Source organism: Xanthomonas bonasiae (assembly GCF_014836395.1).
In the GTDB taxonomy this organism is placed as follows: domain Bacteria; phylum Pseudomonadota; class Gammaproteobacteria; order Xanthomonadales; family Xanthomonadaceae; genus Xanthomonas_A; species Xanthomonas_A bonasiae.
The window spans coordinates 45,332-66,576 of record NZ_JACSQX010000018.1; the positions used below are offsets into that span (position 1 = coordinate 45,332).

Genomic DNA, 21,245 nt, shown 5'->3' on the forward strand with positions numbered 1-21,245 from the left:
CCCTCCCACAGCGCACCCGGCCGGCGCGCCGCAAGTCTCCTGTAGGAGCGGCTTCAGCCGCGACGAACCGAGTGAGCTGACTATCCGATCCCGGAAGCAGCCGGGACTGAAGTCCCTCCCACAGTGCACTCGGCCGGCGCGCCGCAAGTCTCCTGTGGGAGCGACTTCAGTCGCGACAGCGGAGCCTGAACTGCAGCGGCGTCGGCAACATGTCGCGGCTGAAGCCGCTCCTACACGGCGCGCGTCAGAAAGCGCCGTCCGCCCGGTCCTCACCTGCGCCGACGCCCGGTGCGCGATGATGCGCGCCCGCCTTCGCCCGTTCCGTCAGCCGCCCATGCCCTGTTCCCGAACGCTGCTGGTCCTGCTGCTGTCGTGCTGCGTCGTCGCCGGCGCGCAGGCGCGCACGGTGTACCGCTGCGTGCGCGACGGCACGGTCAGCCTGGCGACCGCGCCGGAGCCGGGCTCCAAATGCACGCCGAAGGAGCTCGACGACGCCGCGATCGCCACGCCCAACCTGTGGGGCAGCATGGGCGTGTTCAGCGGCACCCTGTACGAGCGCGAGCAGGACGGACGCCTGGTGTATTCCACGCGCAATCTGCCCGGGTCGCGCCCGTACCTGCGCTTCACCGCGGTCACTCCGCCGGGCGAGGCGGCGCATCCGGGACTGGGCAAGGTCGGCGCGCCGCAGTTGAACATGCACGCCAAGCAATTCCGCGCCGCGGCGCGCGCCACCGGTGTGGACGACCCGTGGCTGCGCGCGATCGCGCACGCCGAAAGCGGCTTCGACGCAGCAGCGGTGTCGCCGAAGGGCGCACAGGGCGTGATGCAGCTGATGCCCGAAGTGGCGAAGGAATACGGCGTGGCCGATCCGTTCGCCGCCGACCAGTCGATCGCCGGCGGCGCGCGCTACATGCAGTCGCTGCTGCGCCGCTACCAGGGCGACCGCACGCTCGCCGCGGCCGCCTACAACGCCGGCATCGGCACCGTGGCGCGCTATCGCGGCGTGCCGCCGTATGCGGAAACCCGCGACTACATCGACAAGGTGATGGCGCTCTACCAACGCTACCGCGAAGCGATGGGAATCAAGACGGAAACGCCGGCGCAGTAGCGCGGGTTCCCACGTAAGGCTTGCAGGTCGCGTGGTCGCGCGCTTCCCCGCCGACGCACGCACGATCGAACCTGGCATCCGCACACATGCCGCCACGGTGCGTCCGCGCAGCGCGCGGCAGCGTAGGGAGCATGGTGCACCGACCCGGCGGCTATGCGCGGCATCCGGCCATTCCATCGGCAAGCCAGGCTGACCGTGTGTGCCAGCCCTCAGCGCCCGGCCTGCAGCGCCACTTCGTCGTACGGCTGCACCATTCCCCGCAATCGCCTCCAGAACGTAGCTGCATGCTCTCGCCGCAGCCGCGGCCAGGCAGCGCGTCCAGGCTGACGCTGGCGCCGGTCTCCGGCGCCAGGTCTCAGCTCTTCGCCTGCAGCGCCACTTCCTCGTACGGCTGCACCACCACCCAGCCTTCGCCGGCGAAGCGCAGCTGGATGCTCTCGCCGGAGCCGCGCCCGAGTAGCGTGCCCAGGCTGACGTCGGCGACGATCTCCGGGGTCAGCCCGCCGGACCAGGCCACGGTGGCGTTGGGGTCGGTGAACACCGGGCCGCTCTGCGCGTTGACCGGCAGCGTCAGCGGTTCGTAGTGCGAGGTGATGGCGACGATGCCGTGGCCGCTCAGGCGCACGTTGAACAGGCCGCCGGAGAGCATGCCGGCGACCTTGCGCATTATGGTGATCTGGCTGTCGATGCCGGCCTCGATGGCGAGCACGTCGTTGCCGTTGACGAAGATCGACTCGCCGGCCAGGCGCAGCAGGGTGATCTTCTTGCCGGCGTCGGCCAGATAGACGCGACCCTGGCCCTCGATCTTCATCAGCTGCATGCCTTCGCCGCTGACCGCCTTCTTCAGCAGGTTGCCCAGGCCCTGTTCCAGCAGGCCCTGGCGGGTGAACTTGACCGCGCCCTTGCGCGCGACCATGGCCCCGGCCTTGGCCCAGACCAGGCCGTCCAGGCGCACTTCCAGCAGGTGCGGGCTTTCCAGTTCGAACGCGTCCGCGGAGGCGTCCTTCTCGCGCGAGGCCGACAGGAATTCGGCCAGGGTACGTACGCTCATCTTCGATCCTTGGGTCTGGGCAAGGATCGCAGCATACCCGCCGGCCGGCGCCTCAGGGCGTGGCCGGCTCCGGCTGCCGCGCCTGCTGCGCGGCCGGCGTCAGCGCTGGGGCGGGCGCCGGCTTGGCGTACAGGTCCAGCAACAGCAGGGTCACGCCGTTGGTCCAGCCGAAGCCGTCCTGCAGCGCGTATTCGCCGCCGCCGCCGCCCTGCGCCTTGGCGTCGACGCCGTACTTCTCCACCAGCTTGTGCTGCTGCGCGAACAGCGCCTGCACCCGCGCCAGGAAGCGGCTGCCGATGCGCTGCGCGAGCGCGTCCTGGCCGTAGCGGCGCAGGCCGTCCACCGCGATCCATTGCAGCGGCGCCCAGCCGTTGGGCTCGTCCCATTGCTGGCCGGTATGCAGGCGGGTGGTGGCCAGGCCGCCGGGACGCAGCAGCTGCGCCTGCACGGTGTCGGCGCTGCGCTTGGCGCGCGCCGGTGAGGCGATGCCGACGAACAGCGGATACAGCGCCGCGGCGGTGACCTGGTCGCGCAGCCGGCGCTGTTGCCAGTCGTAGTCGGCGTAGTAGCCGGCATCGCTCCACAGGTGCTTGTCCATCGCGGTCTTGCGCGCGCTGGCCAGGGCCGCGTAGTCGGTGTCGCAGCCGGCCGCGCCCGGGTTCTTGGCGCAGGCCAGGGCCAGGGTGGTTTCGAGGTGGTAGAGCAGGCTGTTGAGATCGACCGGGACGATGGCGGTGGTGCGGATCGTGGCCAGGGTCTTGCGGTCGCCCAGCCAGCGGCTGGAATAGTCCCAGCCGCTCTCGGCGCCGGCGCGCAGGTCGCGGTAGACCTCGGCGGCCGGGCGGTCCTTGGCCTCGGCGGCGGTGCGCACGTCGTGCAGCCAGGCTTCCGGGCGCGGCGTGTCGCGCGCGTCCCAGTAGCGGTTGAGCAGGCTGCCGTCGGCCAGCCGCACCACGTGCGCCTGCGCGCTGCCCGGCGCCAGCGTCTGCGCGCCCTGCATCCAGTACGCGTATTCCTTCTGCAGCTGCGGCAGGTAGCGCGCATAGGCGGCGTCGCCTTCCACCTTGGCCTGCAGCTGCACCATGTGCGAGAAGAACGGCGGCTGCGAGCGGCTCAGGTAGTAGCTGCGGTTGCCGTTGGGGATGTGCCCGTAGGTGTCGATCAGGTAGGCGAAGTTGTCCAGCATCTGCCGGCTGCGTTCGCGCTCGCCGCTCTCGACCAGGCCGAGCATGGTGAAGTACGAATCCCAGTAGTAGACCTCGCGGAAGCGCCCGCCCGGCACCACGTAGGGCTGCGGCAGCGACAGCAGGCTGCTGTGCGCCGGCACGTCCACCTGGCGCCGCACCAGCAGCGGCCACAGCGCGTCGATGTGCTCGCGCAGGCCGGTGTCCTGGCGGATCGCCTCGGTCTGCACCGGGCCGGATTCCTCGAAGTTGGCGGCGACGAAGCGGCGCAGGTCGAAGTCCGGCTGCTGGCGCTGGGCCAGGTAGTCGGCATTGATCAGGGCCGGGTCGCGCAGCGGCAGCGCATCGACGAAGTGCTTCTGGTCGTCGAACAGTTCCTGCTGCTGCACCGCCTGGAACAGTTCGGGGTAGGCCAGGTCCGGGGTCAGCGGCGCGGGCGCCGGCGCGGTCTGCATCGCGGTCGGCGCGGGCTGCGCCGAGGCGGTGTCGTAGTTGCCCAGCAGCAGGCCCAGCGACAGGCTCAGCAGCGGCGTGCAACAGGGAGGAGCGGCATGGCTCATCTCGGGTCCAGAGCAGGATGCGTGCGGCATGGTAAACGACCGAAGGAGGAGGCGGGTGACTGGCGGCTGTGGCGGCCGCGCGCTGGCGACACCTGGAAGCGCGGAGCGGTCCGGCCGAGGCGCGACGCGATCGGCCGATCTGGCGATATCGGCCATGCGCCGGTGGGCTTGAATCGGAGCGCGTTGCGGAGACATGCCGGAGGCGATGCAAGAGCGGGGCCAATCGGGCGCCGCCGCCTGCCGGGCTTGGCGCCGCCGCTGCGGGCCGGACGGCGCAGTGCGCCGATGTTGGCCGCTGGCCCGAGTCTGCGGACCTGGCGCACGAAAGCGGAGCGCCTTGCATCGGCGGCAGCCGGGTGCCGACACGGTGTGTCGCGGCTGAAGCCGCTCCTACAGGGGCGGCGAGCGAGTGTCCGGTTCCTGCCGCAGCAGGGCGGGCCCTTGTCCCGCAAACGGCGGGAACCGGCGGGGCGTGGCGGTCAGCCGGCGGTGCCGGCGCCGAGCGCGCGCAGTTGCGCCTGCAGCGTGGCGGCATTGGCGAGGGCGTGGCCGAGCGCGGTGTTGTCGAAGATCACCCAGGCTTCGTCCGGGTGCGGCGTGGCGGCGGCGACGCGCTCGGCCAGGCCGCGCAGCGTGTCGTCGGCGTAGTCGCTGTAGTAGACGCGCGGCGCGCCGTGCCAGCGCCAATAGGCCGGCGCCGCGGTGCCGGCGGGTTGCGCGGCGCTGGCGTTCAGCGCCGGATCGGCGGCGACGCGGGCGATGCGGTGGCGCTGCCACAAGGCCTCGGCGCGCGCGCTGAACCAGCTGGCGTGGCGCGGTTCGCAGGCGATGCCGCCGTGCCAGCGGCGCCGCAGCATGGCGAAGAAGGTGGCGGCGGTGCGCGCATCGAAGGCCAGGCTCGGCGGCAGTTGCACCAGCAGGCAGCCGAGCCTGTCGCCGAGGTGGCCGGCTTCGTCGAGGAAGGTTTGCAACAATGGCCCCACGCCGGACAGGCGCGCGTCGTGGGTGATGGTGCGCGGCAGCTTGGCCGAAAAGCGGAAGTCCGCCGGCACGCTGTCGGCCCAGCGCTGGTAGGTGGCGGGACGGTGGGTGCGGTAGAAGGTGGAGTTGATCTCGACCGCATCGAAGCGGGTCGCATAGCGTTGCAGCTGGCTGGCGCCGTCGCCGACCAGCGCGCGCTGGGTGCTGGCGATCGACCAGCCGGCGCAGCCGACGCGGATGCGCGGAGCGGGATTGGCGATGCGTGGCGGAGCGGTCGGCATCGAACGGGTAGCGGCGGGAAGGATGTCCGGGATAGCAAGCGCTGCGGCCAGGTGCCGTGAAGGGCATTGCTTGCCATGCTCGTTTTGCTGCCCGGTTCATTCCTCGTCCGCATCCTCCTCGTCGATCAGCCCTTGGACGAACTGAAGGAAATCCGGACAGACAGGCCTTTCGGCGTTGGCCTGGTTTTGCTCCGGGCTGAGGTCGCTGTCGAAGGTGTCGGTGGTGAAATAGCGGACGGCTCCCGTGTCCAGATCCAGACAAAAGAAGTTGCCGCCGCAGTCGTTCGCGAACGGCAGCAGGCGTGCGGGCAGAACCTGTTTCTGCAGCATCAACCGGTAGGTGGACAGCAGCGTGTAGTCGCAATGCGCGATCGGTTTGAACGTGGCGACCTCGATCGGCTCGTAATCATCTTCGCCGACCCAATACGCTCGCTCAGGCATGCCGCCGTTGTACTTGAGGTAATGCTCCCTGAAGGGAGTCGGCAGCTTTCTGCCAATCACCGATTCCAGGTGATCCAGGTCCGCTGGGGTGATGGCAGCTTCGCCATCCGAGAATGTGTTTTCAAGCATCGCGATCTCCGATCGGCAGCAGCGTCCAGGAGGCGAGTCTACTTCTGCGAGGATGCTCGGTCAGCCAGCTTTTTCCGGAAACAGGAAGGAACGGCTCGCGGCCGTCGTCCTGACCTTGCCCTGCTTGGATGTCGAGCGACCGATGCGTGCAGCGCGCAACGATGGCTGCAATCGGCAGCGCGCTTGTGCGCGTGCCTCTAACGCGAGACTGGGGTCGGGCAGCGTATGCACCACTGCGCGCGCGTCGCCACGCCAGGACGTTCCGGCGTCGCGGGCGATCCGCCCGCACGCCGCCTTGCCACGCATGGCCGGGACCTCCCGGCCATGCGCGTGTTGCCTTACTGCTTGCCGGCGGCCTTGGCCTTCGCCTTGACCGGCTGGCCGTCGCTGTCCAGCACCTGCACCTCGCCCAGCTTCAGCGCGCGTACCGGCGCCTCGATCTGCTTGAGGTCGCCGACGATCACCCAGGTCATCGCCTGCGGCGCGACGATTTCCTTGATCGCCGCTTCCGCCGCGGTCTGGTCGATGCCTTCCAGGCGCGTCTTCAGGGTCTGCACGTAGTCGTCCGGACGCCCGTACTGGACGATGCTCTCGACCGCGCCCAGCACTGCGCCGGTGGTCTCGAAGCTGCCCGGCAGGGCGCGGATGCGCTGGTTCTTGATCTTGGCGATCTCCTCGGCGGTCAGCGGCTTGTCGCCGACCACGGCCTTGGCTTCCTTCAGGATCTCCGCGGCCGATTCGGCGGTCTTGTCGGTCTGCACCGGGGCGAAGAACAGGAACGGGCGCTGGCCCTGCGCATCCAGCATGAAGCTGTTGGCGCCGTAGGCCCAGCGCTTGTCCTCGCGCAGGTTCATGTTCAACCGCGAGGTGAAGGTGCCGCCGAAGGCGCCGTTGGCCACGCCGATGGCGAGGTTGTTCGGCGCCTTGGTCGACGGCGCCAGCAGGCCGGCCAGGATCAGCGACTGCGGCGCGTCGGCGCGGTTGATCAGGAACACGCGCGGCTTGGGCTGCGCGGCGACCTGCGACAGGGTCTTGCTCGGGCGCGTGGCCGGCGGCGGCTGCCAGTCGCCGAACGCCGCGTCCAGCTGCGGGATGATCTGCGCCAGGGTGGTGTCGCCGGCGACCAGGATGCGCAGGTTGTCCGGGCGCAGCCAGCTGTTCTGGAACGCAGTCAGGTCGCTGGCGCTCAGGCTCTTGATCGCCGTTTCGGTGCCGCTGCCGGTGAGCGGCACGCCGTAGGGATGCTGCGGGCCGTACAGCAGCGGCGGCAGGGTGCGCAGCGCCAGGCCCTGCGGCTGGGTCTTCTCCTGCGCGATGGAGGCCAGCCACTGGCCGCGGATGCGTTCGATGTCCTCGGCCTTGAACGCCGGGTTGCGCACGATGTCGGCGAACAGCGCCAGCGACGGTGCCAACTGGTCGTTGAGCGCGTCGAGCGAGGCGGCGCAGCTGTCCAGCTCGCACGCCACGCTGGTGATCGCGCCCAGGCGCTGGCGGCGCTGCGCCACTTCCACCGAATCCAGGCTGCGGGTGCTCTCGTTCATCAGCGCCGCGGTGAAGTTGGCGGTGCCGAGCTTGCCGCCCTGGTCGGCCGCGTAGCCGGCGTCGAACAGCAGTTCGACCTGGGTCACCGGGATGGTGTGGCGTTCGGCCAGCACCACTTCGATGCCGTTCTTGAGCTTGCCGCGCTGCAGCTGCGGGAAGCTCAGGCTCGGGAACTGGGTGGTCTCCGGGATGCCGGCGGCGCGATCGACCTGGTTCTTGCCGACGCTGTAGCTGGCCTTGGCCGGCAGCGTGGGCGCGGGCTTGCCGTCGGCCGCGGGCAGCGGCTTGACCGCCTTGTCCTCGGCCACCGGGTCGAAGCCGTCGCCGGCCGGCAGCACGGTCAGCAGGTAGTCGCCCTTGCCGAACCAGGTGTCGGCGGCCTTGCGCACGCTGGCCGCGGTGGCCGCCTGCGCGCGCTCCAGGTCGTGCTTGTAGGCGCCCGGATCCTTGCGATAGACCTGGCCCTCGGCCAGGATCGCGGCCTTGCCGGTGAAGCCGCCGACCTTCTCCAGGCCGCGCACGAAGCCGGCGCGGTAGTTGACCTGGGCGCGCTGCAGTTCGTCGGCGCTCGGGCCTTCGGCCAGGAATTTCTTCAGTTCGTCGGCGATGGCGGCCTCGACCTTGGCCGGGTCCACGCCGTCCTTCACGTCGGCAGTGATCTGCAGCTGGCTGGCCAGCGCGAACGGCTGGATGCTGGCCGAGACGTCGTCCACCAGATTGTCGCGGTACACCAGGCGCTGGTACAGGCGGCTGGTCTTGCCGCCGCCGAGCACGGTGGTGGCCAGGTCCAGCTGCACGGCGTCGTCGCTGCCCAGCTGCGGCGCCACCCAGGTGCGGTAGATGCGCGGCTGCGCGACATGGTCGTGCTGCACGCCGCGGGTCTGCCTGGCCAGCGGGGTGATCCACGGCTGCTGGCGCGGCACCGGCTTGCCGGCGGGGATGTCGCCGAAGTACTGCTCGGCCTTGGCCTTGGCCTGGGCCACGGTGATGTCGCCGGCCAGCACCAGGGTGGTGTTGGCGGCGCCGTAGTTGTCGTGGAACCACTGCTTGACGTCGTCCAGCGAGGCCGCGTCGAGGTCGGCCATCGAGCCGATGGTGTCGTGCTGGTACGGATGGTTGGCCGGGAAGATGTTGGCCAGGATGTTCTCGTCCACGCGCCCGTACGGGCGGTTCTCGCCCTGGCGCTTTTCGTTCTGCACCACGCCGCGCTGGGTATCCAGTTCCTTCTGTCCGATCGCGCCGAGCAGGTGGCCCATGCGGTCCGATTCCATCCACAGCGCCATGTCCAGCGCGGTGGTCGGCACGGTCTCGAAGTAGTTGGTGCGGTCGAACCAGGTGGTGCCGTTCATGTCGGTGGCGCCGACCTTCTCGAACGGCTGGAAATAGGTGCCCTTGTGGTTTTCCGAGCCGGAGAACATCAGGTGCTCGAACAGGTGGGCGAAGCCGGTCTTGCCGGCCGGCTCGTCGCCGGAGCCGATGTGGTACCAGATGCTCACCGCCACCACCGGCGCCTTGTGGTCTTCGTGCACCACCACGGTCAGGCCGTTGGGCAGGGTGAAGCGGGTGTAGGCGATCTCCGGCACGGTGGCCTTGGCCTTGGCCGCCAGTGCCGGCGGCGCGGCGCTGGCCGGTGCGATGGCGGCGCCGACGCCAAGGGTGAGGATGCTGGAGATCAACAACGACAAGGGTCGAAGCATGGGGCCGGGCCTGATGAGGAGAATGAGCCAGCATAGTGGGCGCACGCCGGGCTCGGAACGTGACTTATGGCACAGCGGCGGCGGCCAAGACGCGTTCTCCCGCTCGCCTTGCCGAGCGTCGGGAACCGGGAGAGAGTCGGTGGCGATGGACTTGCCGAGCGAGCCCGTCGCGAGCGATCGTCCGGCGCGACCCCGACGCACTCCCGCACCTGGCGTGGTCATCGAAAGCGCGGCGGGCGCGCTGCGTCGCCGCAAATGCGAACGGCAGCGTCGTGGGACGCTGCCGTTCGCATTGTCACCGCGCGGTGTGCGCGGCGGCGCTTTCATTGCACGCGGTCAGCGTGCGGCGCAGAAGCCGAATTCGGCGGTGGCGCCGGGCGCCAGGGTCTTGTTCCAGTCCACGCCGGATGCCTTGAGCGTGCTGCCGGACTGCGACCAGGTGGCATTCCACAGGTTGTTGACGGTACCGCCGATCGACAGGCTGACCGCCCAGTTGCCGCTCGCGCTGCCGGTGTTGGTCACCTGCACGCGGTGGCAATAGCCGGCGTTCCAGTCGCTGTCGACGATGGTCTTGGTGCTGAAGCTGGCGCTGCCCGGGGTCGGCGTGGGCGTGGGCGTCGGCGTTGGAGTAGGCGTTGGAGTAGGCGTCGGCGTCGGCGTGGTGCTGCTGGAATCGCCCCACAGTTTCTTCAGCAGGGTGACCTTGTCGGTGCGCACCGAGGACCAGTCGTCGTTGAGGATGCCGCCGGTGTCGCCGCTGTTCGGATTCCACGACCAGTAGAAGCCGCTGTGGATGCCCTTGCCGATCAGGTAGTCGACCAGCGCGTTCTGCCACTTCACGTCCAGCGCATTGCCCTGGCCGTACTTGCCGCCGAACTCGCCGAGCAGCAGCGCGTGGCCGGACTGCACGAACTGGCCGAAGTGCTGCTCCCAGATCGCCGGCATGTTGGCCGGGAAATTGGAGGCGCTGAAGTAGGACTGCATGTACACGTCCGGGCCGTACACGTGCGGCGCCAGCAGCAGGCGGTTGGCCGGGATGTTCAGCGCGGTGCAGGCCAGCGGCTCCAGGTTGCCGCCCCAGAAGTGGCCGCCGCTGCTGGAGCAGTTGCCGTTCTCGCCGATGCCTTCGACCACGATCAGCCATTTCGGCGCCACCTTCAGCACCGCTGCCGAGGCGCGCTCGGCAGCCTTGTTCCAGTCGGTGGCGGCGTTGCCGCTGCCCCAGGTGGCGGCGCCGTGCGGCTCGTTCTTCAGGTCCAGGCCGATCACGCCCGGCACGCTTGCGTAGCGCTTGGCGACGAAGGTCAGGTCGGCGAGCCATTGCTGCTCGCTGTAGGAGGAGGTGTACCACAGCTCGGAAATCGCGTTGCAGTCCGGCGTGTGGTGATCGAGCAGCACGTACATGCCGCGGCTGCTGAGTTCGTTGATCACCTTGTCCATCACCTGCAGCGCGCTCAGGCCCTGCAGGTCCGGATTGAGGCCGTAGTCGATGCTGCTCGGCGCGGTGCCGTTCAAGGTCTGCGGGCAGAACGGCAGGCGCACGGCGTTGAAGCCCAGGCCCTGCATCTGCGTGATCATGTCCTTCCAGTTGCGCGCCCACAGGCCGTGCACGCTGTGCACGTTGGTCTCGAAGCCGAACCAGTTGACGCCGCGCAGCTGCACGGGATTGCCGCTGTCGTCCACCACCTTGCCGCCGTTGATGGCGTAGCTCCAGGCCGAACCGCTGGCCGCCAATAGCGCCGCGGCCAGCAGGCAGCGGGTGATGCGGGATTTTTTCGACGTCGACATCTCTCTGGTTCTCCGAAAACGGCCGGTCCAAGACGGAACGGCCAAAGGTGGGGGCGCCGGCGGGGCGCATGGCGGCCATCATCGGGAGCCGATGCGGCGGGCGTCGTGATTGCCGGCACAGAAGGGCGGCTTGTCCACGAGCGCTGCGATGCGCTTGGCGAGCGCGGCGATTAGAGCATGCGCAGATGGCAATCCGAGCAGTGCGTCACGTCTTTCTGGGCGGCGCCGGCCCTGCTTGGCCGCTCGCCGCCGGCGTCGCTACACTCGGGCGGGTACATCCATCCAAGGGGCAAGAGTGAAGCGACCGATCATGGGCATGCTGGCGCTGGCGATTTCCGGCGCACTGATGGCGGCGCCGCCGTCCGCACCGAATTTCGACACCAAGCGCATTTCCGCCGACGTCAAGACGCTGTCCTCCGACGCGTACGAAGGCCGTGCGCCGGCCACGCCGGGCGAGGACAAGACCGTGGCTTACCTGAGCGCGCAGTTCCAGGCCGCGGGCCTGCAGCCGGGCGGCGACCTGCAGGACGGCAAGCGCCTGTGGACGCAGGCGGTGCCGCTGCGCCGCGCTGACATCGTCGGCACGCCGCAGGTGGCGGTCGAGGCCGGTGGCCAGCGCCAGGCGCTGACCCAGGGCCAGCAGATCGCCGTGCGCGCCGCGCTCGACGGCAGCAGCCAGGTCGCCATCGACGGCGCGCCGCTGGTGTTCGTCGGCTACGGGGTCAAGGCGCCGGAGCGCGGCTGGGACGACTTCAAGGGCGTGGACCTGAAGGGCAAGATCGCGGTGGTGTTGATCAACGACCCGGACTTCGAGACCGGCAAGGGCGCGTTCGACGGCAAGGGCATGACCTACTACGGCCGCTGGACCTACAAGTACGAAGAGGGCGCGCGGCAGGGCGCGGCCGGCGTGCTGATCGTGCACGAGACCGCCCCGGCCTCCTACGGCTGGGCCACGGTGGCCAGCTCCAACACCAACAGCATGTTCGACGTGGTCCGCGACGATCCCAAGGCCGCGCATCCCACGCTCGAAGGCTGGATCCAGCGCGACCTGGCGGTGGACCTGTTCAAGCGCGCCGGGCTGGATTTCGAGGCCCTGAAGAAGCAGGCGCAATCGCGCGAGTTCAAGCCGGTGGAACTGAAGGGCGAGCGCCTGCATGCCGACTACGCGGTGAAGTCGGAGGTCATCACTTCGCACAACGTGGTCGCGCGGCTGCCCGGCAGCACCCATCCGGACGACAGCGTGATCTACACCGCGCACTGGGACCACATCGGCGTCGGCGCGCCCGACGCCAACGGCGACCGCATCTTCAACGGCGCGCTGGACAACGCCAGCGGCACCGCCGCGCTGCTGGAACTGGCACGCGTGTTCGCCAAGGGCCCGGCGCCGCAGCGCTCGGTGGTGTTCTTGGCGGTCACCGCCGAGGAGAAGGGCCTGCTCGGCTCGGAGTACTACGCGTCCAAGCCGCTGTATCCGCTGGCGCGCACGGTGGCGGTGATCAACATGGACGGCATGAGCCCGTTCGGCCCGTCGCGCGATTTCGGCATCTACGGCACCGCCAAGCTGGACCTGCTCGACGATCTGAAGACGGTCGCCAAGCGCTGGGACCTGCGCTACACGCCGGACCCGAAGCCGGAAGCCGGCTACTTCTTCCGCTCCGACCACTTCTCCTTCGCCAAGCGCGGCGTGCCGGCGCTGTCGTTCTCGGCCGGGCAGGACTGGGTGGATGGCGGGGTCAAGGCCGGCAAGGCGGCGTCGGACGACTACACCGCCAAGCGCTATCACCAGCCCGGCGACGAATGGCTGCCGAGCTGGACCTTCGCCGGCGCCGCGCGCGACCTGCAGGTGCTGTACACGCTGGGCAGCGAGCTGGCCAACTCGCCGCAATGGCCGAACTGGAGCAGCGACTCGGAGTTCCGCGCCACCCGCGACGCCAGCGCGGCGCAGCGGCAGTGAGCCGGGGCTGAGGCGTGTCCGCCGACCCGCCGGACGTCGCGCCGGCGGCGCCGGACACGCTCCACCCGCCTGCGCCTGCGGTCGGGCAAGACCCCCTGCCCGATGCGGCCGATGCCGTCGACCCGCTGCATCCCGGGTTGGTGCGCACCGGCGTGGTGCTGGCGTTCCTGATCGGGGGGCCGCCGCTGGGAACGTTCGTGGTGGCGCTGCCGCTGTTGCTGTTCGGCGCATTGGATGGCGGCGACGCGCCGATCAATGCGCTGGCGGGGGCGCTGGCGATCTCGCTGTTTTCCTATCTGTTCGGCGCGGTGCCGGCGCTGCTGACCGGCGCTGTCGCCGCGTGGTACTGGCCGCGGCTGCACGGCTGGCGCGCGCACGCGCGGATCGGCCTGGTCGGGTTGCTGCTGTCGCTGATCTGCCTGGGCATCGCGTTCGCGGTACTGGACACGCGGCGCGATTTCATCGAGACCTTCACCATGGCGTTGCTGTGCAGCCTGCCCGGGTTCGTCGGCGCCACGCTGGTCTCGCGCCTGCTGCAGGCGCTGCGCTGACCCCGCGCCGACGCCGGCCTCAGCCGGCGCTGGCCTGCTGCAGCGACGGCGTGCGCCAGCCGGCGCGCACGCCCCAGAAATAGAAGCCCAGCGCGACCACGCCGACCACGACCAGGTCCGGGCCGTAGGACAGGTAGCCATGGCCGCCGAAGGTGGTGCTGCCGGCCCACGACAGCAGCGCGATGGTCGGCAGGTAGGCGATCAGCCAGCTGGCGCCGCGCAGGTGCTTGCCGAAGTCCTTCCAGCCCTGGCGGTGCTGGTAGTAGGCGTACACCGGCAGCGCCACCAGCATCAGCACGATGATCTCGCCGGTCAGCGGCCAGCGCGCCCAGTACAGCAGCTCGGTGGCCAACACGAACGCGGTGGCGGCCAGCACCGGCAGGCCGAAGATGCGCAGCGGGCGGTGCATCTCCGGCGCGTGCCGGCGCAGCGCCATCGCGCTGATCGGGCCGGTCAGGTAGGAGATGATCGTGGCCACCGAGATCACCGCCGCCAGCGTGCCCCAGCCGCGGAAGAAGAACAGGAACAGGTAGGACACCGCCAGGTTGAAGAACATCGCCGGGCGCGGCACGCCCCAGTGCGGATGCAGCTTGCCCAGCACCGCCGGCAGCGTGCCGTTGCGCTCCATGCCGTAGATCATCCGCGCGGTGGTCGCGGTGTAGGTGATGCCGGTGCCGCTGGGGCTGACGAAGGCGTCCACGTACAGCAGCATCGCCAGCCAGTGCAGGTTGACGATGATCGCCAGCTGCGCGAACGGCGAGCGGAAATCGATGCCGTGCCAGCCGGCCTTGGCCAGCAGTTCCGGCGGCACCGCGCCGATGTAGGCCACCTGCAGGATCAGGTAGATCACCGTGGCCAGCGCGATCGAGCCGAGCACCGCGAACGGGATGCTGCGCCCGGGATCGCGCGCTTCGCCGGCCAGGTTCACCGGGCTCTGGAAGCCGTTGAAGCTGAACACGATGCCGGCGGTGGCCACCGCGGTCAGCACCGCGGCGAAATCGATCGTATGCGTGCCGCCGTGCAGGCCGACGCTGAAGTTCTCGCTGTGGAACCCGCTGGCGATCAGCGCCACGCCGGTCAGCGCCGGCACCACCAGCTTGAACACGGTGATCAGGCTGTTGGAGCGCGCGAACAGCTTCACGCTCCAGAAGTTCAGCAGGAAATACACCAGCACCAGCGCCGCGGCGATGTACAGGCCCGGCACCGACAGCTCGCCGGCGCCGCCGGGCTGCTGCACGTACAGATCCTGCGCCCACTGCCACGGCCACGAGGCCATGTACTGCACCGAGGCCTCGGCCTCGACCGGGATCACCGACACGATCGCGATCCAGTTGGCCCAGCCGGCGATGAAACCGACCAGCGAGCCGTGCGAGTAGTGGCTGTAGCGGACCATGCCGCCGGACTCGGGGAACATCGCGCCCAGTTCGGCATAGGCCAGGGCGATGGTGGTGACGATCGCCGCGCCCAGCAGCCAGGCCCAGACCGCGCCGGGGCCGGCCAGCCCGGCCGCGCGCCAGGCGCCGAACAGCCAGCCGGAGCCGATGATCGAACCCAGGCCGGTCAGCATCAGGGCGAATGGGCCGACATCGCGGCGCAAGGCGGTTTGGGTCATGGAAGGTTCCTGGCGGCGTCGGCAGCGGGAAACCGGAGATGATCGCAGAAGCGCGGCGGCGCCGCACTTCCGGGATTGGGGATTCGGGATTGGGGATTCGCAAAAGCGGTGGGTCGCGAAGCGTGGCTCTGCCGGCTTGCGTTCTTTCGAATCCCCAATGCCGAATCCCCAATCCCGGCACTTCTTACGCAAGCTTTACGCCCCAGCCGCCTACCGCAATGGCGCGCTTACGCGGCACAGGCCTAGAGTCTGCAGCGTCCTTTCCGTTGGATGTGTTCCATGTCGATTCTGGTGATTCAAGGCCCGCACCGCGATGCGCCGGCCATTGCCGTTGTGCGGCGCCTGGCCGGCGCGTCCGGCGCCCGGGTGGTGCCGGTGGCCTGTGCCGATGCGGCGCAGATCGTGGCGCGGCTGCAGCAGGGTGCGCACGACGAGACCGAACTGGTGCTGCTGGACTCCGGCGAGCTGCCGGCCGCGGACCTGGCCGATCACGGCGCGCACCTGCGCGAGGCGCTCGATGCGCTGGGCCACCCCTACATCGAAGTGCACGACGCCAGCGCGCAGGCGCTGGAGCCGCTGCTGCATCCGCGCCACGCGCCGCTGCTGACAGTGATCGCCAATGGCGCGCTCGCCGACAGCTATGCGATCGCGCTGGGCGTGGCCGCGCGCCATCTCGGCGCGCGTGCGGCACTGGCCAACTGAGGGCGCCGCCATGTCGATCCTGTTGTTGCGCGGCCCGGACTGCGTGGCCGGCCATCGCGGCCGCCCCGCGCGCATCGCGCCGCGGGTGATGCGGCAATTGCTCGAGCACGCCGGCCGTGCCGGCAAGACCCTGGCGGTGCGCGGCTGCGCCAGCGAGAGCGAACTGCTGCAGGCGCTGGCCCAGGCCGACGCGGCGGCGGTGGAAATGCTGCTGCTGGATCCGGGCGCGTGCTCGGACAGCGCCGCCACCGCGGCCGCGGTCGCGCACCTCGGCCGGCCGTACGTGGAAGTGCACGACGATGCCTGCGACCAGCGCGAACCGTGCCTGTGCGCGGCCTCGCGGCAGCGCGTGGGGCAGGTCGGCGGCTATTGCGCGCAGAGCTACGCGCTGGCCTTGTCGATCGCGCTGGAACACCTGGGCTGCAACGGCTACGAAGGCGATGTCCACGTCGGCACCTGAGCGCGCGCGCCACTACCTGGCCGACTACGACGCCTACAGCTTCGGCCAGCGCGTGGCCTGGGGCACGCTGGCGCACAGCTGGGACGACGCTGCGCCGCTGGACCCGCAACGCCTGCTGCAGCAGCTGCGCGCGCAGGCCGCGCAGCGGCACGGCGTGGACAGCGACGAGATCCGCATTCGCAGCGTCAGCCGGCTGTAGCGCACGTCCACGCCACGCATGCCGGCTGGTCGCGGAGGCGACAGCAGGGCGAGCGCATGCTGGCCGCGAGCGAAGCGCATGCACCGCGCCCGCGGATCGAGACGACGGGGTTTCGGCACTACCGCGGCCGCCTCGGCGTGGCAAGCGAACCAGCGCGCTGCGGCGCGTAGGCGGCATCTCCGTCTACCGAGGCGCTCCGGCTCCTGCGAACCGACGCCGCGGCCGCCACGGCGTGGCCGGCATGCGGCGCGCCGCGGCGCCGCTTACGCGAACAGGGTGGCCAGCCGCGCCACCGCCGCTTCCGAGGCGGCACGGTCCGGAGTGGCATCGGGATTGCCGAAATCGCCGTCGGCCTGCGCCTGCACCAGGATGCCGTCGCGGCGCGGCACCACGTTGAGGTTGTGGCCGCGATAGACCAGCCCGTAAGTCACTTCCGGCTGCGGCACCAGCCGCGCGGTCTGTCCGCGCACCGGCACCAGGCTGTCGTCGCCGAGCAGGGCGCGCGCGCCGTAGCCAGTGGCGTTGACCAGGGTCTTCTCGCGCAGGTCGGCGAACTGGCGCGGGCTTGCGAACTCGCGCGTCTCGATCTCGCCGCCGGCGGCGAGGAAATCGTCCAGCAGCAGCCGCGCGTAGGCGCTGATGTTGAACACCAGTTGCGTGTAGCGGCGCACGTGCGCCACCCGGAACGGATGCTGGCCTGCCGCCAGCGGCTGCGAGCGCGGGCCCAGGTCGGCCAGATATTGCGCCTCCAGCGGCGGGTAGTCGGGTTCGCCGTTGCCGCCATGGCCGCCGGGCTGGTCGAACGGCACATCCGACAGCACGTAGCCGTCGCGCCACTCGATCGGGTCGCCGGGCAGGCCGAGCAGGTTCTGGTACATGTCGAACGACGTGCGCGCCATCCGCTCCCAGCGCCGCCCGAACTCGGGCGTGGCGTAGGCGCTGCTGCACACCCGCGAATCCGGCGACCACACCCCGGTGGCGAAGGAGGAACGCACTTCCGGCGGCCGCTCCCTGGCGTAGATGCGCACGTGCAGCCCGGCGCGCTGCGCGACCAGCGCGGTGGTCAGGCCGATCGCGCCGCAGCCGATCACCGCCAGCTGGGTCTGGCCGGTGGCGCGCGCCAGCTGCGTGGCGATCGCCGCCGATCCCCACGACAGCGACCAGCCGCTGCCGCCATGGCCGTAGTTGTGGATCACGGTCTTGCGGCCGATGCGTTCGGCCTCGATGCGCGGCCCCTGCGCGCGGAACGGCCGCGTGCACGCGTGCAGCGCGACGATGCGGTCAGCGCTGGCGCGGATCGGCGCCAGCGGCGCCGGCGCCGCGAAGGCGGCCGCGGGGGCGGCCGCCGCGGGAAGGCGCGGCAGCGGCGCTGGCTGCGGCACCGCGGCACCGCGTCGTGGCTGCGCGAGCAGGGGACCGGCGCCGAAGGCGGTGGCGGCCAGTGCGCCGCTGCGCAGGAAGTGTCGTCGGTGCATGCCGGACTCCTGATCGTGACGGGCGAAGTCTAAGCGAGCGTGCGCACCCGCGTCGCTGCGGCATGCCCGCGCTAGGCGCGCGCGGACGCACGGCCGACGCGGCGCCGCGGTTTGGCTCCGCCGATCCGAGGTTCCGTCCGCACGTGCATGGTTTTGTCGCAAGGGGACTGGCGGCCTGCGCTGCCGCGGCTATGCTCGCGGCCATGTCACCGATCCCCGCCGCCATGTTTTCCAGCGTGTCCCTGATTCTCCGCCTGCTGTGCGCCTGGGTCGCGGCGGTGATCGTCGCCGGCTTCGTCTGGAGCGGCCTGTTCTACGGCATGGAAGACCGGCCCGGCTGGTTCTTCGGCCTGCTGGCGATGCTGCTGATGCTGTCGGCGCTGGTCGCCGGCATCACCCATCTGCGCCGGGTCTGGCTGATCGCCGGGCGGCTGGACAACGCCACCCTGTCCAGCCGCCAGCGCCGCCAGATCGAGATCCCGCTGGACACCCGCGAGGCGTTCGCGCTGGTCGATGCGGCGGTGCGCGAACTGCCGCGGGTGGAAGAGATCGAGAGCGCCGCCGACAGCCTGCAGGTGCGCGCCAAGGTGCGTCGCATCGATCCGTACAACGGCCGCACGCCATCGCGCTGGAACCTGGCCGCACGCTTCGCGGTCAAGCGCAATCAGGTGCTGGCCACGCTGACGCCCGGCGCCGGCACCAGCAGCCTGACCCTGCTGCTGGAACCGGACGCCAGCGCCTGGATCGACCTGTTCGCGGTCGACGAGGGCAGCAACTACGAGAACGCCGAGGCGCTGAGCCGCGCGGTGGCGCGCCGCGTCGCCGAGTTGCGCCGCGACGAGCAGGCCGCCGCCAAGCAGGCCGCCACCGATCAGGAGCTGACCGTGGCGCGGCTGAATCTGCTGCACGCGCAGGTCGAGCCGCACTTCCTGTACAACACCCTCGCCAGCGCGCAGGTGCTGGCGCGCACCGATCCGCCGCGCGCCGACCTGATGCTCGGTTACCTGATCCAGTACCTGCGCCGCTCGCTGCCCAGCGCCGAGGACGCGCTGAGTTCGCTCGCCGAGGAACTGGAACGCACCCAGGCCTACCTGGAGATCCTCAGGATCCGCATGGGCGCGCGGCTGCAGCTGGAACTGCAGGTGCCGGAAGCGATGAAGACCCTGTCGCTGCCGTCGATGATGCTGCAGACCCTGGTCGAGAACGCGATCAAGCATGGCCTGGAACCCAAGCCCGGCGGCGGCACGGTCTGGATCCTGGCGCGCGCGTTCGACGACCACGCCACCATCACCGTCGCCGACGACGGCCTGGGGTTCAACAGCCAGTCCAGCGGCACCGGCATCGGCCTGAAGAACCTGCGCGAGCGCCTGCGCCTGACCTATGCCGGCGCGGCCACGTTCGCGATCGTGTCCAACTTCCCCAGCGGCGTGGCCGCGACGATCACCTTGCCGTATCCGCCGTCGCCGTCGTCACCCCCGCCGCCGCCGCTGCCGTCAGGAGCCGGTCATGGTTGACGCCGTCATCGCCGAAGACGAGGAACTGCTGCGCACCGCACTGGTCGGGCTGCTCGGCGACGTCTGGCCGCAGCTGCGCATCGTCGCCGAATGCGAGGACGGCGCCAGCGCGCTGGAGCGCCTGGCCGAGCACCAGCCGGACGTGGCCTTCCTGGACATCCGCATGCCCGGCCTGAGCGGCATCGAGGTGGCGCGCGCGCTGGGCGAGTTGAGTCCGCGCACGCAGGTGGTGTTCGTCACCGCCTACGACCAGTACGCGATCGATGCGTTCGAGCAGGGCGCGGTGGACTACCTGCTCAAGCCGATCGTGCGCGAGCGCCTGCAGGCGACCGTGCAGCGGCTGCAGGCGCGCGCCGCGCAGGGGCCGGACGTGGCGGTGCTGGATGCGCTGCTGCAGCGCCTGGGACAGCGCCCGCCATCGCCCAGCGCACCGCCGCCGCTGGCCTGGATCACCGCCAACAGCGGCCGCGAGACGCGGCTGATCCTGCTCGACGACGTGGTCTATTTCCAGGCCGACAACAAGTACACCACGGTGCTGACCCGCGACGGCGAAGCGCTGCTGCGCACGCCGCTGCGCGAACTGCTGGAGGTGCTGGATCCGGCCGCGTTCCGGCAGATCCACCGGTCCACCATCGTCAACCTGAAAGCGGTGGCCTCGGTGGTCCGCGACGACACCGGCAAGGGCCGGATGAAGCTGCGCCACCGCGACGAAGTGCTGACCGTCAGCCTGCCGTACATGAGTCTGTTTCGCGGCATGTAAGCGCCGCCTCCCGCATCTCCGCACTGGAACAAGGAATTCGCCATGCGTCTGCTCTCCGCGCTGTGGTCGTGTCTGCTCGGCATCGTCGGATGTCAGGGTCACGCCACCTTCGACCTGTCCACCGACGCCCACCGCGAGACCGTGGTGCACACCAGCGAGCGCGGGGCCGCGGTGATCTTCAGCCGCACCAGCTACCGCGGCGGGCTGGCCACGTTCCGCTGCGTCGACAGCCGCAGCGGGCGCTGCCACTACCAGGTCTACGCCGCCTGCGCGGCGCCGACCGCGGCGCCGACCGCGGCGGCCGGCAGTGCAGCGGCGGCCCGGTGCGCGCCGCGCATGCTGCAGGAGTTCGACCTGCAGGTCGGCCAGCACCGCGAGATCGGCGGCCTGCCGCGCGACTTCGGCCAATGCGTCGCGCCCGAGACATCGGCCGCGACGCAGCCGTGCGCGCAGGGCTGAGGGGCGGCTGGCGTCTCGGGATTGGGCCCCGCTACTGTTGCGGTTTCTGACTCCGCGCGTCGCGACTGAAGTCGCTCCCACAAGAGACTTGCGACGAGCCGGCTGGGTGCATTGTGGGAGGGACTTCAGTCCCGACTGTTTCCGAAGCCGGATAGCAGCATGGCTTCGTTCGTCGCGGCTGAAGCCGCTCCTACAGGAAACTCGCGGGCGACTCGACGGGTGCACTGTAGGAGCGGCTTCAGTCGCGACAGGTTGCCAAAGCCGCAGCGGTTTCTGACTCCGCGCGTCGCGACTGAAGTCGCTCCCACAAGAGACTTGCGACGAGCCGGCTGGGTGCACTGTGGGAGGGACTCCAGTCCCGACTGTTTCCGAAGCCGGATAGCAGCATGGCTTCGTTCGTCGCGGCTGAAGCCGCTCCTACAGGAAGCTCGCGGCCGACTCGCCGGGTGCACTGTAGGAGCGGCTTCAGCCGCGACAGGTTGCCAAAGTCGCAGCGGTTTCTGACTTCACTCGTCGCGACTGAAGTCGCTCCCACAAGAGACTTGCGACGAGCCGGCTAGGTGCACTGTGGGAGGGACTTCAGTCCCGACTGTTTCCGAAACCGGATAGCAGGATGGCTTCGTTCGTCGCGGTTGAAGCCGCTCCTACAGGAAGCTCGCGACCGACTCGCCGGGTGCACTGTAGGAGCGGCTTCAGCCGCGACAGGTTGCCAAATTCGCAGCGGTTTCTGACTCCGCGCGTCGCGACTGAAGTCGCTCCCACAAGAGACTTGCGACGAGCCGGCTGGGTGCATTGTG

The 21,245-nt window shown here is 70.1% G+C and carries 18 protein-coding genes; 9 read left to right on the top strand and 9 right to left on the bottom strand.

Features of this window, described 5'->3' with window-relative positions:
• Positions 1-334 precede the first annotated feature (334 nt).
• Complete coding sequence (locus H9658_RS21320; RefSeq protein ID WP_179568938.1) at positions 335-1,108, top strand: lytic transglycosylase domain-containing protein; 774 nt, start codon at positions 335-337, stop codon at positions 1,106-1,108.
• 355 nt (positions 1,109-1,463) lie between these two features.
• On the opposite strand, the gene H9658_RS21325 is transcribed toward H9658_RS21320, so the two are convergent.
• The 7 genes from H9658_RS21325 to H9658_RS21355 all read right to left on the bottom strand — a co-directional run bounded on the left by H9658_RS21325 (position 1,464) and on the right by H9658_RS21355 (position 10,762).
• A complete protein-coding gene (locus H9658_RS21325) occupies positions 1,464-2,159 on the bottom strand; it encodes an AIM24 family protein (RefSeq protein ID WP_191826861.1) in 696 nt (231 codons plus the stop codon).
• Positions 2,160-2,211: 52 nt separating this feature from the next.
• Positions 2,212-3,903, bottom strand: coding sequence for an alpha,alpha-trehalase TreA (treA, locus tag H9658_RS21330; RefSeq protein WP_191826862.1), 1,692 nt, complete (start codon positions 3,901-3,903; stop codon positions 2,212-2,214).
• 479 nt (positions 3,904-4,382) lie between these two features.
• Positions 4,383-5,165 carry a DUF72 domain-containing protein gene (locus tag H9658_RS21335; protein ID WP_191826863.1) on the bottom strand — a complete coding sequence of 261 codons (783 nt, stop codon included), beginning with the start codon at positions 5,163-5,165 and terminating at the stop codon, positions 4,383-4,385.
• A 96-nt stretch (positions 5,166-5,261) separates the two neighbouring features.
• The gene (locus H9658_RS21340) at positions 5,262-5,735 is read right to left on the bottom strand and encodes an SMI1/KNR4 family protein (protein WP_191826864.1); all 474 of its coding nucleotides are present in this window, start codon (positions 5,733-5,735) and stop codon (positions 5,262-5,264) included.
• 60 nt (positions 5,736-5,795) lie between these two features.
• Complete coding sequence (locus H9658_RS21345; protein WP_191826865.1) at positions 5,796-6,041, bottom strand: hypothetical protein; 246 nt, start codon at positions 6,039-6,041, stop codon at positions 5,796-5,798.
• A gap of 32 nt (positions 6,042-6,073) precedes the next feature.
• The gene (locus H9658_RS21350; RefSeq protein ID WP_191826866.1) at positions 6,074-8,974 is read right to left on the bottom strand and encodes a M16 family metallopeptidase; all 2,901 of its coding nucleotides are present in this window, start codon (positions 8,972-8,974) and stop codon (positions 6,074-6,076) included.
• A gap of 336 nt (positions 8,975-9,310) precedes the next feature.
• Positions 9,311-10,762 (bottom strand): glycoside hydrolase family 5 protein, encoded by a 1,452-nt coding sequence (locus tag H9658_RS21355; protein WP_191826867.1) that lies wholly within the window; start codon positions 10,760-10,762, stop codon positions 9,311-9,313.
• Between the two features lie 295 nt (positions 10,763-11,057).
• Here H9658_RS21355 and H9658_RS21360 point away from each other — a divergent pair, with 295 nt between their 5' ends.
• Complete coding sequence (locus H9658_RS21360; RefSeq protein WP_179568922.1) at positions 11,058-12,716, top strand: M28 family metallopeptidase; 1,659 nt, start codon at positions 11,058-11,060, stop codon at positions 12,714-12,716.
• Positions 12,717-12,730: 14 nt separating this feature from the next.
• Positions 12,731-13,267: a hypothetical protein gene (locus tag H9658_RS21365; RefSeq protein WP_318241510.1), complete on the top strand. Its 537-nt coding sequence runs from the start codon at positions 12,731-12,733 to the stop codon at positions 13,265-13,267.
• A 19-nt stretch (positions 13,268-13,286) separates the two neighbouring features.
• On the opposite strand, the gene H9658_RS21370 is transcribed toward H9658_RS21365, so the two are convergent.
• Positions 13,287-14,879: an APC family permease gene (locus H9658_RS21370; RefSeq protein ID WP_179568920.1), complete on the bottom strand. Its 1,593-nt coding sequence runs from the start codon at positions 14,877-14,879 to the stop codon at positions 13,287-13,289.
• Between the two features lie 279 nt (positions 14,880-15,158).
• Here H9658_RS21370 and H9658_RS21375 point away from each other — a divergent pair, with 279 nt between their 5' ends.
• From H9658_RS21375 to H9658_RS21385, 3 genes are read left to right on the top strand one after another with little or no spacing between them, the layout of a single operon-like run.
• Complete coding sequence (locus tag H9658_RS21375) at positions 15,159-15,581, top strand: hypothetical protein (protein WP_191826868.1); 423 nt, start codon at positions 15,159-15,161, stop codon at positions 15,579-15,581.
• Between the two features lie 10 nt (positions 15,582-15,591).
• Positions 15,592-16,041, top strand: coding sequence for a type II 3-dehydroquinate dehydratase (locus H9658_RS21380; RefSeq protein WP_179568916.1), 450 nt, complete (start codon positions 15,592-15,594; stop codon positions 16,039-16,041).
• The gene (locus tag H9658_RS21385) at positions 16,022-16,240 is read left to right on the top strand and encodes a hypothetical protein (protein ID WP_179568914.1); all 219 of its coding nucleotides are present in this window, start codon (positions 16,022-16,024) and stop codon (positions 16,238-16,240) included. The genes H9658_RS21380 and H9658_RS21385 overlap by 20 nt, the downstream gene beginning before the upstream one ends.
• A gap of 263 nt (positions 16,241-16,503) precedes the next feature.
• Here H9658_RS21385 and H9658_RS21390 read toward each other — a convergent pair whose 3' ends face one another.
• Positions 16,504-17,715: an FAD-dependent oxidoreductase gene (locus H9658_RS21390; protein ID WP_191826869.1), complete on the bottom strand. Its 1,212-nt coding sequence runs from the start codon at positions 17,713-17,715 to the stop codon at positions 16,504-16,506.
• A gap of 224 nt (positions 17,716-17,939) precedes the next feature.
• Here H9658_RS21390 and H9658_RS21395 point away from each other — a divergent pair, with 224 nt between their 5' ends.
• From H9658_RS21395 to H9658_RS21405, 3 genes are read left to right on the top strand one after another with little or no spacing between them, the layout of a single operon-like run.
• Positions 17,940-19,229 carry a sensor histidine kinase gene (locus H9658_RS21395; protein WP_191826878.1) on the top strand — a complete coding sequence of 430 codons (1,290 nt, stop codon included), beginning with the start codon at positions 17,940-17,942 and terminating at the stop codon, positions 19,227-19,229.
• Entirely contained in the window at positions 19,222-19,989 is a 768-nt protein-coding gene (locus H9658_RS21400; RefSeq protein WP_179568910.1) for a LytR/AlgR family response regulator transcription factor, read from the top strand. Before H9658_RS21395 ends, H9658_RS21400 begins: the two co-directional genes overlap by 8 nt.
• Before the next feature lie 42 nt (positions 19,990-20,031).
• Complete coding sequence (locus H9658_RS21405) at positions 20,032-20,448, top strand: hypothetical protein (protein WP_191826870.1); 417 nt, start codon at positions 20,032-20,034, stop codon at positions 20,446-20,448.
• Positions 20,449-21,245 lie beyond the last annotated feature (797 nt).

Coding starts and splice junctions, on each gene's coding strand:
- H9658_RS21405 (WP_191826870.1), top strand. CDS start 20,032: ATGCGTCTGCTCTCCGCGCTGTGGTCGTGTCTGCTCGGCATCGTCGGA.
- H9658_RS21345 (WP_191826865.1), bottom strand. CDS start 6,041: ATGCGTGGCAAGGCGGCGTGCGGGCGGATCGCCCGCGACGCCGGAACG.
- H9658_RS21380 (WP_179568916.1), top strand. CDS start 15,592: ATGTCGATCCTGTTGTTGCGCGGCCCGGACTGCGTGGCCGGCCATCGC.
- H9658_RS21350 (WP_191826866.1), bottom strand. CDS start 8,974: ATGCTTCGACCCTTGTCGTTGTTGATCTCCAGCATCCTCACCCTTGGC.
- treA (WP_191826862.1), bottom strand. CDS start 3,903: ATGAGCCATGCCGCTCCTCCCTGTTGCACGCCGCTGCTGAGCCTGTCG.
- H9658_RS21390 (WP_191826869.1), bottom strand. CDS start 17,715: ATGCACCGACGACACTTCCTGCGCAGCGGCGCACTGGCCGCCACCGCC.
- H9658_RS21370 (WP_179568920.1), bottom strand. CDS start 14,879: ATGACCCAAACCGCCTTGCGCCGCGATGTCGGCCCATTCGCCCTGATG.
- H9658_RS21355 (WP_191826867.1), bottom strand. CDS start 10,762: ATGTCGACGTCGAAAAAATCCCGCATCACCCGCTGCCTGCTGGCCGCG.
- H9658_RS21320 (WP_179568938.1), top strand. CDS start 335: ATGCCCTGTTCCCGAACGCTGCTGGTCCTGCTGCTGTCGTGCTGCGTC.
- H9658_RS21335 (WP_191826863.1), bottom strand. CDS start 5,165: ATGCCGACCGCTCCGCCACGCATCGCCAATCCCGCTCCGCGCATCCGC.
- H9658_RS21340 (WP_191826864.1), bottom strand. CDS start 5,735: ATGCTTGAAAACACATTCTCGGATGGCGAAGCTGCCATCACCCCAGCG.
- H9658_RS21375 (WP_191826868.1), top strand. CDS start 15,159: ATGTCGATTCTGGTGATTCAAGGCCCGCACCGCGATGCGCCGGCCATT.
- H9658_RS21385 (WP_179568914.1), top strand. CDS start 16,022: ATGTCCACGTCGGCACCTGAGCGCGCGCGCCACTACCTGGCCGACTAC.
- H9658_RS21395 (WP_191826878.1), top strand. CDS start 17,940: ATGTTTTCCAGCGTGTCCCTGATTCTCCGCCTGCTGTGCGCCTGGGTC.
- H9658_RS21400 (WP_179568910.1), top strand. CDS start 19,222: ATGGTTGACGCCGTCATCGCCGAAGACGAGGAACTGCTGCGCACCGCA.
- H9658_RS21325 (WP_191826861.1), bottom strand. CDS start 2,159: ATGAGCGTACGTACCCTGGCCGAATTCCTGTCGGCCTCGCGCGAGAAG.